Source organism: Salinicoccus kekensis (assembly GCF_900220995.1).
GTDB classification, from domain to species: Bacteria; Bacillota; Bacilli; order Staphylococcales; family Salinicoccaceae; genus Lacicoccus; species Lacicoccus kekensis.
The window spans coordinates 64,679-81,687 of sequence record NZ_OBQF01000004.1; the positions used below are offsets into that span (position 1 = coordinate 64,679).

Annotated in this window: 17 protein-coding genes; 9 read left to right on the top strand and 8 right to left on the bottom strand. The window is 50.3% G+C overall.

Going from position 1 to position 17,009, the window contains the following annotated elements; genetic code table 11:
- Positions 1–20: 20 nt before the first annotated feature.
- Genes CRN96_RS08590 through CRN96_RS08600 form a run of 3 tightly spaced genes read right to left on the bottom strand, consistent with a single transcriptional unit; the run spans position 21 to position 1,930 of the window.
- Positions 21–944, bottom strand: coding sequence for an AEC family transporter (locus CRN96_RS08590; protein WP_097041196.1), 924 nt, complete (start codon positions 942–944; stop codon positions 21–23).
- 21 nt (positions 945–965) lie between these two features.
- Complete coding sequence (locus CRN96_RS08595; protein ID WP_097041198.1) at positions 966–1,250, bottom strand: AzlD domain-containing protein; 285 nt, start codon at positions 1,248–1,250, stop codon at positions 966–968.
- Positions 1,247–1,930 carry an AzlC family ABC transporter permease gene (locus tag CRN96_RS08600; protein WP_179647160.1) on the bottom strand — a complete coding sequence of 228 codons (684 nt, stop codon included), beginning with the start codon at positions 1,928–1,930 and terminating at the stop codon, positions 1,247–1,249. The genes CRN96_RS08595 and CRN96_RS08600 overlap by 4 nt, the downstream gene beginning before the upstream one ends.
- A 106-nt stretch (positions 1,931–2,036) precedes the next feature.
- On the opposite strand from CRN96_RS08600, the gene CRN96_RS08605 reads away from it, so the two are divergent.
- The gene (locus tag CRN96_RS08605; protein WP_097041202.1) at positions 2,037–2,891 is read left to right on the top strand and encodes a Cof-type HAD-IIB family hydrolase; all 855 of its coding nucleotides are present in this window, start codon (positions 2,037–2,039) and stop codon (positions 2,889–2,891) included.
- A gap of 30 nt (positions 2,892–2,921) precedes the next feature.
- Here the strand turns inward: CRN96_RS08605 and CRN96_RS13275 are convergent, their stop codons facing one another.
- Both CRN96_RS13275 and CRN96_RS08610 read right to left on the bottom strand, forming a co-directional pair.
- Entirely contained in the window at positions 2,922–3,086 is a 165-nt protein-coding gene (locus tag CRN96_RS13275) for a hypothetical protein (protein ID WP_179647161.1), read from the bottom strand.
- Between the two features lie 22 nt (positions 3,087–3,108).
- The gene (locus CRN96_RS08610) at positions 3,109–3,750 is read right to left on the bottom strand and encodes an alpha/beta hydrolase (protein WP_097041204.1); all 642 of its coding nucleotides are present in this window, start codon (positions 3,748–3,750) and stop codon (positions 3,109–3,111) included.
- Between the two features lie 83 nt (positions 3,751–3,833).
- Between CRN96_RS08610 and CRN96_RS08615 the strand changes: the two genes are divergently transcribed.
- On the top strand, positions 3,834–4,760 hold the full coding sequence (locus tag CRN96_RS08615) for a VOC family protein (protein ID WP_097041206.1): 927 nt from the start codon (positions 3,834–3,836) through the stop codon (positions 4,758–4,760).
- Between the two features lie 52 nt (positions 4,761–4,812).
- Here CRN96_RS08615 and CRN96_RS08620 read toward each other — a convergent pair whose 3' ends face one another.
- Entirely contained in the window at positions 4,813–5,613 is an 801-nt protein-coding gene (locus CRN96_RS08620) for a DUF6612 family protein (protein WP_218839925.1), read from the bottom strand.
- A 74-nt stretch (positions 5,614–5,687) separates the two neighbouring features.
- Positions 5,688–6,605 (bottom strand): EamA family transporter RarD, encoded by a 918-nt coding sequence (gene rarD, locus CRN96_RS08625; protein WP_097041559.1) that lies wholly within the window; start codon positions 6,603–6,605, stop codon positions 5,688–5,690.
- A 240-nt stretch (positions 6,606–6,845) separates the two neighbouring features.
- Here rarD and CRN96_RS08630 point away from each other — a divergent pair, with 240 nt between their 5' ends.
- The 5 genes from CRN96_RS08630 (at position 6,846) to CRN96_RS08650 (ending at position 12,582) form a co-directional block, all read left to right on the top strand.
- Entirely contained in the window at positions 6,846–8,336 is a 1,491-nt protein-coding gene (locus tag CRN96_RS08630) for a phytoene desaturase family protein (protein ID WP_097041209.1), read from the top strand.
- A 72-nt stretch (positions 8,337–8,408) separates the two neighbouring features.
- Positions 8,409–8,882 carry a glycosyl-4,4'-diaponeurosporenoate acyltransferase CrtO family protein gene (locus CRN96_RS08635; protein WP_097041211.1) on the top strand — a complete coding sequence of 158 codons (474 nt, stop codon included), beginning with the start codon at positions 8,409–8,411 and terminating at the stop codon, positions 8,880–8,882.
- Between the two features lie 80 nt (positions 8,883–8,962).
- Positions 8,963–10,474 carry a phytoene desaturase family protein gene (locus tag CRN96_RS08640; protein WP_097041561.1) on the top strand — a complete coding sequence of 504 codons (1,512 nt, stop codon included), beginning with the start codon at positions 8,963–8,965 and terminating at the stop codon, positions 10,472–10,474.
- A 47-nt stretch (positions 10,475–10,521) separates the two neighbouring features.
- Positions 10,522–11,628: a glycosyltransferase family 2 protein gene (locus CRN96_RS08645; protein ID WP_097041213.1), complete on the top strand. Its 1,107-nt coding sequence runs from the start codon at positions 10,522–10,524 to the stop codon at positions 11,626–11,628.
- A 129-nt stretch (positions 11,629–11,757) separates the two neighbouring features.
- Entirely contained in the window at positions 11,758–12,582 is an 825-nt protein-coding gene (locus tag CRN96_RS08650) for an alpha/beta hydrolase (protein ID WP_245844596.1), read from the top strand.
- Between the two features lie 58 nt (positions 12,583–12,640).
- On the opposite strand, the gene CRN96_RS08655 is transcribed toward CRN96_RS08650, so the two are convergent.
- Positions 12,641–13,654, bottom strand: a complete 1,014-nt coding sequence (locus CRN96_RS08655) for a hypothetical protein (RefSeq protein WP_097041217.1) — start codon at positions 13,652–13,654, stop codon at positions 12,641–12,643.
- Positions 13,655–13,836: 182 nt separating this feature from the next.
- Between CRN96_RS08655 and CRN96_RS08660 the strand changes: the two genes are divergently transcribed.
- Positions 13,837–14,298: a MarR family transcriptional regulator gene (locus CRN96_RS08660; RefSeq protein WP_245844616.1), complete on the top strand. Its 462-nt coding sequence runs from the start codon at positions 13,837–13,839 to the stop codon at positions 14,296–14,298.
- Positions 14,276–16,960: an MMPL family transporter gene (locus tag CRN96_RS08665; RefSeq protein WP_097041221.1), complete on the top strand. Its 2,685-nt coding sequence runs from the start codon at positions 14,276–14,278 to the stop codon at positions 16,958–16,960. The genes CRN96_RS08660 and CRN96_RS08665 overlap by 23 nt, the downstream gene beginning before the upstream one ends.
- The last annotated feature ends 49 nt before the right edge of the window (positions 16,961–17,009 follow it).

The following is a 17,009-nucleotide window of genomic DNA, read 5'->3' on the forward strand; positions in this document are numbered from 1 at the left end:
TTTTATCATATTACAAAATCTTAAAATACATTCAAAGCGATATAGATCACCATCGGCACGGTGATGACGCTGAATAATGTACTGAACATCACGATTTCCGCCGCGTATTCAGGATCATCGCTGTACTGCTGGGCAATGATGGAACTGTTCACCGCTGCAGGCATCGCTGTAGTGATCAGGACCGCCTGGGCCACGACGCCGTCCAGTCTGAACAAAAGGAGGAGCAGTATCGTCAGAAGCGGGCCTGCAACGAGCCGCATCGCACTGGCGATGATCGAGCTCACCCTGATGCGCCTGAAGGAGATCCCTGCAATCTGGGCGCCGAGTATGAACAGGACGGTGCCGATCATCGCATCCCTGACGTAGTCGAACGCCGTGTACAATGCACCGGGTATGCCGATATCGAAGAAGTTGAATATCAATCCGAGTATCAGCCCGTAGAATATCGGCATTTTAAAATACCCGAGCAGTGCCTTCAACTTGCCCGAATCCGCCGACCTGAGCGACACGACACCGTATGAGTAGGCGAACATGTTCTGGAAGAACACCATCATGATCTGGATGCTCATCGCATAAGGGTCGCTCCTGAAGACCAGATCATTGACGGGGACCCCGTAATTGCCGGCATTGTAAAACAGGTTGGAGTTCGTGAACAGTATCTGGTGACCGTAATCCAGCCCCATCGCCCTGCCGGCGAGATATGTAATGACGAAAGTCAGGCCGGCATACAGTATCAAAAATAATAAAACATAGACCAGCAGCGCAAAGTCGATATCCGCATCGAAGATGTTCATGAAGATGAACACCGGCATGATATAGTTGATCATCAATTTTGCGAGTGTCACACGGTCGAGCTTGAACCTCAGCTGCACCACATAACCGATCAGGACGATGATCGCGATGGGCAGCATCACATTGTTGAATATGAATAAAAATTCCGTCATGATTGTCATTTCCTCACTGTTTTATATTAAGAAGTATACAAAGATGATCGCTCCGAAGACGACGAAGAAGAGCGGCACCCTGAGTATTGCGAGCACCATGGCGAAAAGGCCGCCGAGGATTCCCTGAAGGGGCGTCTCCACTGCAGTCAGAAGCCCCGGGAAGATCAACACCCCGAGCGCTGCATAGGGGATGTAATTCAGGAGCGTGACGAGCCAGTGCGGGAAATTCAGGCCCCCGACAAAGAACGCCGGCAGTATCCTCGTGATGATCGTCGCTGCAAATAAAGCCAGAATGAGCAGGATCATATTTTATCACCCCTCTTTTCCAGGATCAGCCCGAACAGTGCCGCAAGCACCATCGCGAGGATGATCGCTATCCCGGACGGTATGAAATGCATCGCCGTGAATACGAAATGCAGCACCATGCCGAGCACGGCGACGATCAGATATTTATGATGCGTACGGATTGCAGGGACGAGCAGGGCGATGAAGAGTGCATATAAAGCGATGCCGCTTGCCGCCACCCATTCCTCGCTCATGATCTCCCCGGCCATGTAGCCGACGACGGAGAAAGCCACCCAGAATATGTATGCAGTGATGAAGATGATGAAGTAGTTCGCGAAATCCTTCCGTTCGTCCTCGACACTGGCGGAGACTGCGAACGATTCATCGGTGACATATGAGGAAATCAGCAGTTTCTTAAGCAGCGGCTCCCGCTTCAGGTCGTAGTTGATTTTAAAGGACATGACGAAGTGCCTGGAATTCAGGACGAATACGGCGATGATGATCGCAGCTGCGCTGCTGGAGGCCGAGAGCATCTGGAGTGCCAGGAACTGGCTCGCTCCCCCGAAGACCATGAAGCTCATAAGGAATGTTTCAAATGCGCTCAAAAGCGGTTTGGCTGTGATGCCGAACGCCACCGCAACAGGCAGATATCCGAGTCCGATCGTCAGTCCGTCCATAAATGACTTTCTGTAAATGTTCAATTCATCCACTCACCCCAATTGTTTTAATTAACAAACATTTTATCATATTTGGTATAGTCTATTTAAGATATTAATTCAACCATCATTCTGATTAGGAGATATATTTATGAAGGCGATCGCTTTGGATATGGACGGCACCATCTTGGACAACCGCGGGGAGTTCACCCCGAGACTCATCGAAGCTTTAAGGAAAGTGCATGAGAAAGGCATCCTGGTCTTTTTTGCGACCGGCAGGACGAAGGGGGAAATTTTAAGGGTCACGCCTGATGAAGTGCCGCTCTCGGGCTTCGTCGCCGCGAGCGGGATGAGCATATACAACCGTGAAGGGGACGGTTATGAAAGAATCGCAAGCTATCATTTCGAACGCCCGGTCGTCGAGGAAGTGCTCAAGGCAGCACGGGACCGGGAAATCTACTATGAGACATACACCGCAGAGAGCAGCTCGAAAACTTTGAAAGCCGATTATGAGTACAGCGCGCGCGATATCGGCGGCCCGAAACCTGAGGGTCTTTTGGATTATGAGCACACCCTGCTGCTGCAGGCACTGGAAAATGAGGCACAGTGGGTCGATGAACTCAATATGGATGAAATCTTGAAGATTTTCTTCATCTCGAAACATGTTGAAAAGATTGACGCTTGGTTCGACTACCTGGATGCCGAAAAGGACCGGCTCGGTTTTGCATTGTACAAGACGAGCAGGCATAACTCGGAAATCATGCTCGCAGGCCGGGACAAGGGCACGGGGCTTGAAACTCTGGTCAAAGAATACGGCATCTCCACAGAGGACGTGCATGCCATCGGCGATTCGATGAATGACCTGCCCTTATTCGAAGTCGCCGGCAAAAACACTGCGATGCAGAACAGTGTGGAGTCGGTGATCAGTGCCGCGGACGACATCACCGAGTTCAGCTGTGATGAGGACGGGCTTGCAAAATATCTGGAGAAGACATACTTGACGTAAAAAACAGGCGCAGTGCGCCTGTTTTTTAATTTACAGCCTGTCTTCCTGTGATATTTCCTTATATTCCTCTTTCATCTTCTCAAGCTGCCGGTTGATGTTCTCCGATCTTCCGAATGTCACCAGCTTCAAAAATGTCATGAAGATGACCTGCATTGCGAGCACCGCTCTTTGGCCCGACTGGTCGACGACCTGCATATGCCTTTCCCCCCTTTTATCTCTACTCCTGCATATTTTCAAATTCATCTTCGATTTTTCGTTTCAGGCCCAAGAACCATACGTGTCCTTCCATCAGTTCATCCGGCACGATTTCATGCCCGCCGTCGGTCAGCTTCACTTCGGCGACGGCGCCTTTAAGTTCGAGTTCTTTCTTCAATTGATAGGCCTCCCCTGCCGTGGTCACCATGTCCCTTGCCCCCGCCGTAAGCAGGACGTCCGTCCGGGTCAGATCCACCTTGCTGATCTGCTCACTTCTGTAACCGCTGTGCAGCAGTATCGCGCCGAGCACATAAAGATTGTAATTCAGCAGCAGGTGCGCCGCCATGTTGGCGCCGTTCGAGTAACCGATGAAAATTGATTTTTGGAGTTCGAACCCATATTTCTCCTTACAGGCGAGCAGTTCATCATGCAGCCGCCTGCCCTCCTCTTCAAGACTCCCTTCATCGACTTCTGTCGGGCTGAGCCTTTTGAAAAATCTCGTCCGGCCGTTCTCTTCTACGTTTCCCCGGAAGCTTAAAACATTGGCATTGGCATCCACCGTCGCCGCCACATCCAGAAGATCGGTCTCGCGGCCGCCTGTGCCGTGAAACAGGATGATCGTATACGGACTTTCATTCTTCCCTTTTATAAACAGATGCTCCATCGTCCACACCCTCTTAAGTTAGAGTTCTCTTCATTCATACTATATAATAAATGTAACATACTTTACGTTAAGGAGAGATATCCGTGCCAGTCAAAGGAATACATCATGTCTCTGCGATCACAAAAGAAGTCCTGGACAACCATGACTTCTACACCCAGGTGCTCGGCATGAGGCTCGTCAAAAAGACCGTGAACCAGGATGATACCGGGATGTACCACTTGTTTTACGCCGACTATAAGGGCACTCCCGGGACGGACATCACATTCTTTGAAATCAGCCGCTCATCAAAGTTCCAACCCGGCACAAATTCCATCTCAAGGACCGTCTTCAGGGTGCCCTCTTTGGAGGCACTCGAGTATTTCAAAGGGCGGCTGCAGGAAAAAGGCGCCCATACCGGCGGCATCACCGAGCGGGCCGGCCGGCCTTACATGAACTTCTCAGACCTTGAAGGACAGCGGCTTGCGCTGATCGTCGATGAGGATTATGATGTATCCGAGCCGTTCGCCGGCGGCGGGATACCCCGGGAATATGCGATCACCGGGATCAAAGGGGTTGAAGTGACCGTCCAGTACTTGAAGCCGATGGTTTTATTCCTGGAGATGCTCGGCGGGGAGGCGGAAAGCGGATGGTCGGACGAATCCGGATCCGTCGAAGTGAAGTTTGGACAGGATTCGATATTTGTGGCCGAGGACCGGAGTTCCCCCATAGAAAAGGAAGGGTACGGCAGTGTACATCACTTCGCCCTCCGTGTGGCTGATGAAGCGGCGCTCGAAGAAGTCCTCGAAACCGTCAATGCCGAAAAATGGCGGAATTCAGGGATAGTGGACCGCTTTTATTTCAAAGCGGTCTATATCAAATCCGTCGGGAACATCACCGTCGAAATTGCGACCGAGGGGCCGGGCTTCACTGTGGATGAGCCGCTCGAGGCGCTCGGCGAATCATTGTCGCTGCCGCCGGAGCTTGAGAAAGACAGGGACTTCCTGGAACTGTATTCGCAGCCGATCAATTAACACATACAAAGAAACCGGACGGATCAAATGCTGATCCGTCCGGTTTTTTCCGTTAATTTTCAATGCCCTCAGGTAATTCTATCGTGTCGACATCATTGAAGTTCGTGAATGCCACATCACCGGATAACGAGTATTCGCCCTGCTCATCTTCTCCGGATGCTTCATAGTCGATGGACTGCAGCAGATAATCCTCTTTATCGACAGAGACCCTCAGGTCACTGTGGACATTCGATGTATCCATTGCGCCGAAACCGAAGCCGAGCAGATCTTCAAATTCCCGGAAGACCGCCTGGTTCGTCCCTTCATAAGTGAAGACGTAAGATTCTTCCGATTCTTCCTGCTCCAGGTTTCCTGAAAGGTTTTCAAGTGAGCTGACCGTGCTTTCGTATGTGACCAGGAATAAACTCTCAATGTTCATGGACTCTGTCGCTTCCACCCAGCCCTCGCCGGTATAGATGTAAATCAAGCCATCCTTTGCGACTGTCCTTGCTTCATCGTTGGATTTCAGCAGCAAATCCGGCGGGTCCCCGTCCTTGAAAGCGACTTCGGCATTCAATGTGTAAGGGGCACCGTCCACGGCGCCTGCCAGATCCACAGCCGCTTCATAGCTGTCCACTCCGCCCGCTTCTTCAACAATCCGGTCGATCGTCTCTTCGTCCGTCCCGTCCGTCACTTCTTCCGGGGCAGTATCTTCCCCGGCCTCTTCAGAGTCCTGTCCGGACTCCTCATTATATTCGTTCTCTATATCCGGACTCCCGGCCTGTTCATCCGCCGTTTCCCCGCCGTCATCCTGACAGGCGGCGGACATGACCGAGAGAAGTAATAATGTAATTACAGCATGTTTTTTAGTCATCATTAATATTTTACACCTCAAGCCTGATCTCTATAAAATGATACCACGCCCATTATTTTTTCCCTAATGATATGCTAATTTTCAATGCGTCTGCGGGCGATCCTCCTGTTTTCATTCCTCATCGCAAAGTATCTGTTGACGCTGTAGAGTATCAGGCCGCCCCAGATGAATATATACGCGACCTGATGCACGCGGGTGAAGGCTTCATCATACATGAAGACGCCGATGATGAGCATGATCGTCGGCGCAAAATACTGGAGGAACCCGATCAATGAAAGGCGTATCTTCTGCACGCCGAGGCTGAACAGGAGCAGCGGGACGACAGTGGCAAGACCTGTGCCGACCATCCATATGCTTTCAGTGTTCAGACCGAAATCCCCCGCTCCCGAAAAGCCCAGGTAAAGGATATAGATCAGTGCGAACGGCGCAAGGACGAATGTTTCGACAGCCATGGCATAGATTGCATCGAGATTGATCATCTTCTTGATCAGCCCGTAGACGCTGAAGCTGACCGCGAGATAAAATGATATCCATGGAGCCGAACCGAGCCCTGCAGTCATATAGACGACACCGATCGCGACAACCAGGATGGCGATCCAGCCGATTTTTGAAAAACGTTCACCGAGTATGATGAATCCGATTAAAATGCTGATGAGCGGATTGATATAATACCCGAGGCTCGCATCGAGTATATTGCCCGAGTTCACGGCAATTATGTATACCAGCCAGTTCGAAGTGATGGCCATCGAGGCAAAAAACAGGGCGATCACTTTCTTTTTATTGCTGAATATGAATTTCAGGTCTTCCTTGAAATAAAACCATCTGCCGATGACGATGATCAGCAGCAGCATGAAAACGAATGCCCACAACACCCTGTGCGCAATGATTTCATATGAAGAGACCGCCTCGATCTGCTTCCAGTAGATCGGCATGAAGCCCCAGACAAGATAAGCCCCCAAAGCAAAAAGGACCCCTTTTGTACTCTCGCTCAAAACATGATTCCTCCCCCGGTTCAATTTATAATGCAATACAATCATATTACTCCTCGGCCACGGCATTTGAAAGTGTTTATACTCAATAAAACATCAAATTGAAGCGCAGGTTTCCAAATGCAGCAGCTGTCTGCAGCTGAGTGGCTTATGTTCAAAATATCAATCGATGTTTTTATTTGTTATGATATCAGTACAATAAAATTTCTGAATTTTAAAACATACCGTAAGGAGATGTATCGAATGCCACAAAAAAGCGTACTGGTCATCGGAGGCGGGCTCGGCGGGTTATCTTCCGCCATTTCCCTGGCCCAAAAGGGATACGATGTATCGTTATATGAAAAAAATGAACATCTGGGCGGGAAGCTGAACCGTCTTGAGCAGGATGGCTTCGGCTTCGACCTCGGCCCCTCCATCCTGACGATGCCGAAAGTGTTTGAAAAGCTCTTTACGGCGGACGGGAAGAAGATGGCGGACTATGTCCCGACCGTCAAGCTCGACCACCAGTGGCGCTCCTTCTTCCCCGATGGCAATGTCATCGATCTCCATGAAGATATAAAGGATATGCAGGAAAAGAATCCGTCACTGAGTAAGAAAGATATCAGGCAGTATCAAAAGCTGCTCGCCTACTCCAAAAAACTGTATGACACGACCGAGAACAGCTACTTCAAAGGTGTCGATGATGAAAAGGATATTTTGAAGTATCAGGGACTGCTCAGCACGTTGAGGGGCTTCGATCTTTTTTCCACCGTGCATCAGGCGATCGATAAGCGGATCAGCAATAAGCAATTGAGTGATATGCTTTCATACTTCATCAAGTATGTCGGCTCCTCCCCCTATGATGCACCGGCTGTACTGAACATGATGATCTACATGCAGCATGACCAGGGCGTATGGTATGTACCGGGCGGGATGGACAGACTGGCCAAAGGCCTCGTAAAGCTCGCCGGGGAATCCGGTGTGAAGATCCATACCGGGAAGCAGATCAAAAGGCTCCGGGACACAGAAGGCAGGATAGACGGCGCCGTCCTCGATGACGGGACAGTTCTAAGCGCAGACTATTACATTTCCAATATGGAAGTCATTCCGGCTTACGAGAAGCTGATCGGGGGAAATGAAGACTATGTCCGGAAACTGAAGAGGAAATTCGAGCCTGCGAGCTCCGGCCTTGTCATGCATCTGGGCGTGAAGAAGAGCTATCCGCAGCTTGCCCATCATAATTTCTTCTTCGCAGAAGATATGAAAAAGCAGATGAATAACATATTCCATAAGCATGAACTGCCCGATGATCCGGTCATCTACCTTGTGAATCCCAATAAGACGGACCCGGACCAGGCGCCGCCGGGGCACGAGAATCTGAAAGTGCTCCCCCACATCCCATACATCCAGGACGAGCCTTTTACAGCTGAAGACTATGAGCGGTTTGCAGAACTGACACTGGTCAAGCTTGAGCGCATGGGCCTCACAAATCTCCGGCAGAACATCGTCACAAAAGATGTATGGACCCCCGAGGACATCCAGCGGGTCTACGGCTCCGACCGCGGTGCAATCTATGGCACCCTGTCGGACCGCAGGAAGAATAAAGGGTTCAAGCATCGGAAACAGAGTGAACTCTATGAGAACCTTTATTTTGTCGGGGGCACGGTGAACCCCGGTGGCGGAATGCCGATGGTCACGTTGAGCGGCCAGCATGTATGCGACCAGATCGTCGCAAGGGATTCAGGGGACAATTGATGCCCAGCTCTGTTTCAAGTTTACACATTTAAGGGCAGTACCCGAAAAAATGAGTTGTTAGGAGGCCAGACCATGCAGGTGATTTCATTCCCCCTCTTTTGGACGATCGTCATAGACATAGGTGCGTGGTTCTTTTTCCATATGGCCATTTCAGTCCTCTGTCTGAAGCTCCCTCCTGGCGCCTTTCAGAACAATGCTTTCTGGTCCCGCATCTATTCATGGGAAAAATCAGGGGCGCTCTGGGATCAGCTGTTCCGGGTGAAGTCATGGAAAGGCAGACTGATCGACGGGGCCTCCCTGTTCAAAAGAGGGTATCAGAAGAAAGCACTGCACGGCACGAACAGGGAGGATATCGAGACATTTGCCATGGAGACGGAGCGGGCCGAGCTGACGCACTGGCTTTCGATACTGCCGGCCCCGCTGTTCTTTTTATGGAATCCACCCCTGGCAGGATGGCTGATGATCGTCTATGCGCTCGCTTTCAACCTGCCCTTCATCATCACACAGCGGTATAACCGCGGGCGCATCAAGAAGATGTTGTCGTGATCCGGAAGGATTTAATTTTAAAAAGGACCGGCAGACATTTGAAACATGATTGAATAAGTTTAAGGAACGGGGTTATGAGCATGACAAAGAAAGTGATCGTCATCGGGGCGGGTGCCGCGGGGCTTGCAAGTGCAATCAGGCTGCAGCACGCCGGCTATCAGGTGGAAATCCACGAAAAGGACGCCACCCCGGGCGGGAAGATGAACCGTCTTGAGAAAGACGGGTATCAATTCGACCTCGGGCCGAGCATTGTCATGATGCCTGAATTATACAGGGAAATATTCGAGCTTTGCGGACGTGATCCCGATGACTACATTCCAATGGAGAAATTGGATCCCATGTACCGGGTGTACTTCAGCGATACACCGGATGATCCCCTCGACATCTCCTCCGACCTGACTGAACTGACCAGGATGATCGAAGCCATCAGTCCCGGGGACACCGAGGGGTTCCTTCAATATCTGCATGACATTTATAAAGGGTACAACTTTGCACGGGACAACATCCTGAGGCGGCCATTCAACAAAAGACGGGACTTTTACAATCTTTCGATGCTCAGGGAGGCACCGGGAGTGAGACTGGTGGGGACAGCCGATAATTTCATTGGACGGTATATAAAAAGCGAGCGCCTGAAGCAGATCATGGGTTTCCAGACATTATACATAGGCATCTCCCCGTTCAGCGGCCCTTCTTTCTATTCGATGATCCCGATGATCCAGTTTTTATACGGAATCTGGTTCATCAAAGGCGGGATGTACACCATGGCAACAGCGATGGAGCGGCTTTTCAAGGAGCTTGGCGGGGAAATTTTTTACGGGAGCCCGGCCCGGGAAATCTCCATCGAAGACGGGAGGGCGACCGGCATAAAGGTTGACGATAAGAAGATCGATGCCGATTTTGTAGTATGCAACGCGGATTTCCCATATGCGATGAAGCACCTGGTGAAGCGGTCTGCGGCTAAGGGTAAGTTCACCGACAGGAAGATTGAAGGCATGAAATATTCCTGTTCCGCCCTCCTTCTCTACTTGGGGATGGACCGTAAATATGAAGACGTCGAACATGTCCATAATTTCATTTTCAATGAATCTCTTGAGAAGAACATGCATGACATCTTTGAAGGAAAGAAATTGGAGCATGCTTCCTTTTACGTCTATATCGCATCGAAGCTCGATCCGTCGCTCGCGCCGGAAGGAAAGGACGGGCTGTATATACTGCTACCCGTATCCGACCTCGGTACAGCAGACTATGAGTGGAATGATGATATGGTCCAATACTACCGTACATACATCCTTGAAACTTTAAAAAAGATGCGCGGGTTTGAAAATATCGAGCAGGAAATCGTTACAGAAAGCACCTTTACACCGGTCGATTTCGAATCCAGGTTCAATGCATACAACGGGGCTGCCTTCGGGCTGCAGCCGACCCTTGCCCAAAGCATCCACAACCGGCCGCAAAGCAAATCTCCGGACTGTGCCAACCTGTATTTCACAGGCAGCAGCACACACCCGGGCGCAGGGGTGCCGATCGTGCTGCTGTCGGCAGGCATTGCCGCCGAGTCACTCATCCAGGACGACAAGGGCACTCCGGAATGATGAAGAGCGCAGATGGTCACTGAACGCATTGAAAGGAGGAGTATCTTATGATGATCAACCTTATACTGGGGCTTCTCGCAATAATTGTCGGTACGCTCATGTTCCACTCCCTGCCCCTGCCTTCAGGCCGGGATGAAAATGGCCGATACCCCTTTTTATCCATAATCATCCCTGCAAGGAATGAAGCGGAAAGGATTTCTCCCCTGCTCGAATCCCTGCAGAAACAAAAATACAGACTGTTCGAAGTCCTGGTCGTCGATGACCATTCTACGGATGACACCGTCAACGTTGCAGCATCTTTTGGTGCGACGGTGCTGCACAATGAATCGAAAGAAGCCGGTGCAGGGAAATCATCAGCATGCTGGCACGGCGTGCAGCATTCAAAAGGAGCGTGGCTGCTTTTTCTCGATGCCGATACACGCTTTTCCGATCCTGACAGTCTAATTCATCTGCTGGCGCAGTATCAGCGGAAAGGGGCTCGAGGCATCTTGTCACTGCAGCCCTTCCACACCCTTGAAAAATTGTACGAGAACCTTTCAGCCATCTTCAATGTGATTGTCATTGTGGGAATGAACGTGTTCACCATCCGGGGGAAGCGGTTTGAGCCTGCCGGCTCTTTCGGCCCCTGCATTCTCTCCGACAGGGAGGATTACTTCTCGACAGGCGGGCATAAGGGGATACAGGAGGCGATCATGGATGATCTCGCGCTCGGGCAGGCCTATCTCGAAAAGGATCTGCCCGTTCACTGCCTTGGAGGCAGGGGCGTCATTTCTTTCCGCATGTATCCTGAAGGGCTGGGGAGCCTTGTGGACGGCTGGTGCAAAAGCTTTGCGCTCGGCTCCAAAGCGACACACCCTGCAGTCATGCTGATGACCATCATCTGGATTTCGGGCAGCTTCATAAGCACCGGGGCATTTATTTCCTCCATCCTCTCAATGGATATCGTGATGATCATGCTCAGCGGCCTGCTTTATCTCCTCTATGCACTTCAGACGATGGCATTCGCCCGCAGATGCGGTGATTTCAAAAGATTTATTTTTATATTCCATCCCATCCTGTTCACATTTTTTGCAGGCATATTTATATACTCCCTCTTCCGGGTATATGTACTGCGTTCGGTGAATTGGAAGGGCCGGAAGATCAACGTCAAATAGTCGGTGTTTATTTGCCAGGCCTTCCACTTCTGCATAATAAAAAAACTGAAAGCGAGGCCAGCCGTCATGCCAAAAATCATCATTGCAAAATTACTGAGGCTATTTCCCAATAAGGCAGTAAAGAATCCAATGGTCGATCATCAGCCTGTGAAAACCAAAAAAGATATCATCGTTGACACATCCGTCGGACCTACCGACATATCATTTTATTATCCATTGGAAACAGAAAAAGAAAAATACCCCATATACATCAATTTCCATGGCGGTGCCTTCATAATGAATGATAAGGAAATGGATGACCCGTATTGCCGGTATCTCGCCAATCAGACGGGATGTGTGGTCCTCAACATTGATTATGTGAAGGCACCTGAATACCCTTTTCCGAAAGCGATTGAACAGAGCTATGATGTGTTCCGGTGGATGAAGGAGCACGCGGATGACTTGAACATCGATCCTGAAAAAGTGATGGTGGGCGGTCAGAGTTCAGGAGGCAACATTGCCGCTGCATTCTGCCTCCATCTTCAAAATAAGATGGAGAAGCAGCCGCTCCTGCAGGCATTGGCTTATCCGATGCTGGATTTCGCCACATCATATGCCAAAAAACCCGAGCCAAGTAAACTGCGCGCGAAATTCCCGCAGGCTGCACATTTTCTGAATGCATGTTATGTGCCCGAAAAGGAAATGGCCCGGAATCCCCTTGCTTCCCCGGTATATGCGGATGTGAATGACCAATTGGCCCCTGCCCTCATCCTCATTGCTGAGCATGACGCATTCAGGCCGGAAGCGCAGAGGTATGTCGAAAAATTGAAATCTGCCGGCGTCAGCGTCCAAAATGTCCTTTTCGCTGACTGTTCCCATGCCTTTACGCATTTCGGCCCAAAAGAAAAAGCCCTGGAGGCCTGGCAGTTGATTGCACGGAGGATTAAAGAAGCTGCCGATCCCGGGGAAGTCTGAAGGCGAAAGTGCTGGCTACCTAAAAAAGCCCGGGGCTCCCGGGCTTTTTCAGTTCGTATTATCTTTCATCCAACGGCTTGAGTTCATCACCGATGCGGCCGTCATGCGCCGGGACTTCACTGCTGTAGACTGCGGCTTCTGCCGCCCTCGAATCCAGCTCATTGCGCCCTTCGAAATAAAACGCAACGACCGAACCGAGCATCATGTACATCACATAAATGTATACGCCAAGGATTACCAGGCCGGCGGCGATCAGGATCAGTGCGAATAATATGCCGCTGTCCGTTGCACCGAGCACAAGGCTTCCGAGCAGTGCTGCCGCGATGATGCCGATGATGTAAAGCACGGTCACACCGATCATCAAAAGGACGTTGCTGAAGAACAGCTTAACCAGGCTCTGGCCCGCCTGGAACATGACTTTGAATGCTATCGAAAATTTATCGAAAGTCGGGATGTGCGGCTGGTCCACATAGACCAGATACAAAAGGACCATATAGATCATCAGGAGTATGAATGGTATGTACATCAGGAAGACCACCAGCAGATTGAGGGTGACCATCAATATGACAAGGCCGATCTGTCCCGTGACCATTGCAGCGGATGCTTCAAGGCCCTCATAGGACATGCCGCCGAGCGCAGCGGAAAACGGCAGGTTGATCGCTGTCAGCACAAGCTGCATCAGCATGCTGATGGCGAAATTTATGACCAGGTAGGCGACGATCACAAGGATGGTGAGTTTGATGGCCTTGCCATACCTGCCCCCCCTAAAGACGAAGAACAGATCGGAAAACCCGTAAGGCGTCCTCTGATATGCCGATGTGAAAAACTTGATGATGCCGATGCCGAGAGGATAGATGACGAAGACGCTGAACAGGAATAATAAAAAGAAAATGATGATCGCATACAGTATTGCCCATGTGCCTTCCCCTATCGCAATCAACGGCAGCAGGGTGATCAGCATGACGGCAAAAAATGAAACTGCCATCATGATACCTGCAAGTATCGTCAGGCCGATGATCTTCCCCGCCTGCCCTTCTGCATTCCTTCTGAATAATGACTGGTATTGGAACATTCAACTCACTCCCCGGTTTTTATTTATTATAAGAATACCACTCCTTCGGAATTTGTGCGATATCCGGCACAGTCTGCAATGGTGTCATTCATTGAACAGAAACATCAAACGTGCTAAACTCTTTCTGTGGCAAAATAGTACAGCATGCTAAACTACATGAAGGAGGCAGATGATTGGAAAAGATGCCGGATACTTTGAACAACCTGCGGGACATATATGGATACGGTTATGCATCCATCTTCGATGATGTGACGGACACCGTGCAGAAACTGCACATTTCAAAACCCCAGATGGCAGTCATCAAATATTTATTCATCCATCAGCAGGCGACGCCGACGGAACTGACCGAGGCACTCAACACGACCAAAAGCGCGACGACCCACACGCTGAAAAAGCTTGCCTATAAAAATCTGATCACTTTCAAGGAAAATGAATTGACCAATGACCGGCGGTCAAAGCTCGTATCACTCAATGAAAATGCCGAAAAATTGCTGATCGAGTTTTTGTCGAATATAAAAGATTCGATTTATCAGGATATCAAAGGTATCAGTGAAGAAGATTTGAATGAGTTGCATCAAGCAACAGAAATCATACTTAAACATATCAACGGAGGAAGAGTGAATGAAACATATCCTGAAATTTAAATGGCCGGTCACGGTTTTCATGATCGCCTTTGCAGTACTGACTTACATATTTTCTCCCGATCTGACCCAGCTTGCGGCCGAAAAGGGTGACGTCCAGTTATCCGACGACCAGCCGAGTGAGCAGGCGCGCCAATTTTTGGAAAAGCACGGGCAGGATATTGAAATGATGTCGCTTGTCCTGGAGTTTGACGGCGGGGTGTCGGAAAACCAGCAGGGCATCGAATCGTACATCAATGAACTTGAGAATTTTGAGGATATCGATAATATCATGAATCCTTTTGAATTCAGTGAAGGTATCCAGGAAAATTTCATCAATGAGGATACCGGCGTCATGATGATTCCGATGGAGTACACGGGTGATGAGAATGTAATCCTCGAAGCTGCAAGCGACATCGAGGCATTGAACCCGACATCCGCCGAAACATCCATCACTTCCAATGAACTGGTTCAAAGGACGCTTGAAGAGGACGCCATGAACGGCATCCAGACGACTGAGACCTTCACCGTCATCATCGTCCTTGCGGTCCTCCTGCTCATGTTCCGGTCAGTCGTCACACCTTTAGTGCCCGTCCTGGTGGTCGGCGTTTCATACTTGATCGGACAGTCGTTCGTCGCATGGTTCGTCGAATGGCTCGGCTTCCCCATCTCCCCGCAGACACAGAGCTTTCTGATCGTCATACTCTTCGGGGTCGGGACAGATTACTGCATACTTTTATTGAACCGCTTCAAAGAAGAACTGCTGAACAATGACAAGTATCAGGCGACGCTGAACACTTTCAAAACCGGCGGTAAGACGGTCTTCATCAGCGGTATTTCCGGTGCGGTGGTGTTCGGCGTGCTGTACTTTGCGAACTTTGAAATCTACCGCTCGGCGGTCGGTGTGGCCATCGGGATGCTGTTCATGCTGCTGTCGATATTCACACTGCTGCCGATACTCATGTCACTGCTCGGCAAATATATTTTCTGGCCGAGCATCAAAAATATCGAGACGAAGGAAAGTAGAATCTGGAAGCTTTTCGGAACGTTCTCAATCAAGCATCCGACACGCATCATCTTCTCGGTAGTCGCTGTCTTGATCGTGCTGTCATTCTTCTACAATGATGAAGTGAGCTACGACTCGATCAGCGAACTGGATGATTCATACTCTGCAGTCCATGCGACGAATGTGGTGAGTGAAAGTTTTGACGAGGGGGTCATCTTCCCGATACAGGTCATACTGTCCGACGGGGATGATCTGGTCAACGATGAAACCATGACACGCATCGAGTCGGTTGCGGATACCGTCAGCAAAGTCGACGGTGTGAAGGAAGTCCAGACGGTGACACGGCCGACAGGCGACGTCATCGAGGAACTTTCGGTAAGATACCAACTGGACGAAGCAGAATCGGGCATGACTGAAATCGCCGAGGGCATGGAGGAGATGACCGGGGGACTCGAAGAGATATCCGGCAATCTGACGGAAATCAGCGAGGAGACCGGCGGTGCCGATATGGGCGGTGGAGATCTCAGTGAATTGTCAGCCGGCCTGGATGAGCTGGGTGAAGGCGTCTCAGGCATCAGTCAGTATATGACGATGACCGGGGACGTCGAAGGTGCAGCCGCCCAGCTTGAGGAAGTCCAGGCTGGCATGCAGGAAATGGCCACCCAAGTGGAAGCGGCAAACGAAGAAATGCTCGCACAGCAGGAGGCGGCCGCAACACAGATGTCCGAACTCTCAGACGGCCTGTCTGAAATGGCGTCAGGCATCGATGAGATCAATGACGGCATGGAAGAAACCATCGACGGGATGGATGAAATCCAGACGCTGCTTTCTGAGATCACGGATAACGCGGCCGTCGATCATACAGGCGTAAACGTACCCCAGCAATTCATGGAGTCGGATGAACTGGAAAGTGCAATCGACCAGTACAGTTTTGCAGATGACACCGCAATCAACCTGAATGTCATACTTGACGGTGATCCATACAGCCATCAGGCAATGGACGTGCTTGATGAGGTCGAGTTCACCGTCAACAGCGAACTGGAACGCCTCGAGCTGAGTGAAGTCGATAGCTATTTCTCAGGCGTCACCAGCATGAACAGGGACCTTGATCAGATCACCACCGATGACTACACTTACGTCGTGACGATTTTCGTCATTACTTTATTCGTGATACTCGCGGTGCTGTTCAGATCATTCATCCTGCCAATCATCATGATTGGATCGATTTTCGTCACCTACTTCGCCTCTGTCAGCATGACGCAATGGATCCTCGGCTGGTTCGGCATAGAGCAGCTGAACTGGGCGGTGCCGTTCTTCAGTCTCATCATATTTGCGGCACTCGGCATCGACTACTCGATATTCATCATCGACAGATTCAGGGAAGAGGTCGTTACACACAGCATCAAAGATGCGGTTGAAATTGCGATCCGGAAGATGGGATCCGTCGTCATAACGGCTGTGATCATCCTCTCCGGTACATTCGCAGCACTCTACCCATCAGGCATCGTCATCCTGGTGCAGGTGACCAGCATCATCATATTCGCACTGCTGTTCTATGCATTCGTCGTCCTGCCGCTGCTCGTGCCCGCACTGCTTGTCACATTCAAGCGCGGCAACTGGTGGCCGTTCAAAATGCCCGGCGGCGAGGAAAGGCATGCGAAGTTTAAAGACGAAGAATAACGGGTATATTTACAAGACTCGAATTTAAAGAGGAAATGAGGAATAAAGA

Bases quoted from the DNA above. Each gene is read 5' to 3' on its own strand.
- CRN96_RS08605 (WP_097041202.1), top strand. From the start codon at position 2,037: ATGAAGGCGATCGCTTTGGATATGGACGGCACCATCTTGGACAACCGC.
- CRN96_RS08645 (WP_097041213.1), top strand. From the start codon at position 10,522: ATGATGATCAACCTTATACTGGGGCTTCTCGCAATAATTGTCGGTACG.
- CRN96_RS08635 (WP_097041211.1), top strand. From the start codon at position 8,409: ATGCAGGTGATTTCATTCCCCCTCTTTTGGACGATCGTCATAGACATA.
- CRN96_RS08665 (WP_097041221.1), top strand. From the start codon at position 14,276: ATGAAACATATCCTGAAATTTAAATGGCCGGTCACGGTTTTCATGATC.
- CRN96_RS08630 (WP_097041209.1), top strand. From the start codon at position 6,846: ATGCCACAAAAAAGCGTACTGGTCATCGGAGGCGGGCTCGGCGGGTTA.
- CRN96_RS08640 (WP_097041561.1), top strand. From the start codon at position 8,963: ATGACAAAGAAAGTGATCGTCATCGGGGCGGGTGCCGCGGGGCTTGCA.
- CRN96_RS08660 (WP_245844616.1), top strand. From the start codon at position 13,837: ATGCCGGATACTTTGAACAACCTGCGGGACATATATGGATACGGTTAT.
- CRN96_RS08595 (WP_097041198.1), bottom strand. From the start codon at position 1,250: ATGATCCTGCTCATTCTGGCTTTATTTGCAGCGACGATCATCACGAGG.
- CRN96_RS13275 (WP_179647161.1), bottom strand. From the start codon at position 3,086: ATGCAGGTCGTCGACCAGTCGGGCCAAAGAGCGGTGCTCGCAATGCAG.
- CRN96_RS08610 (WP_097041204.1), bottom strand. From the start codon at position 3,750: ATGGAGCATCTGTTTATAAAAGGGAAGAATGAAAGTCCGTATACGATC.
- CRN96_RS08590 (WP_097041196.1), bottom strand. From the start codon at position 944: ATGACGGAATTTTTATTCATATTCAACAATGTGATGCTGCCCATCGCG.
- CRN96_RS08620 (WP_218839925.1), bottom strand. From the start codon at position 5,613: ATGACTAAAAAACATGCTGTAATTACATTATTACTTCTCTCGGTCATG.
- CRN96_RS08655 (WP_097041217.1), bottom strand. From the start codon at position 13,654: ATGTTCCAATACCAGTCATTATTCAGAAGGAATGCAGAAGGGCAGGCG.
- CRN96_RS08650 (WP_245844596.1), top strand. From the start codon at position 11,758: ATGGTCGATCATCAGCCTGTGAAAACCAAAAAAGATATCATCGTTGAC.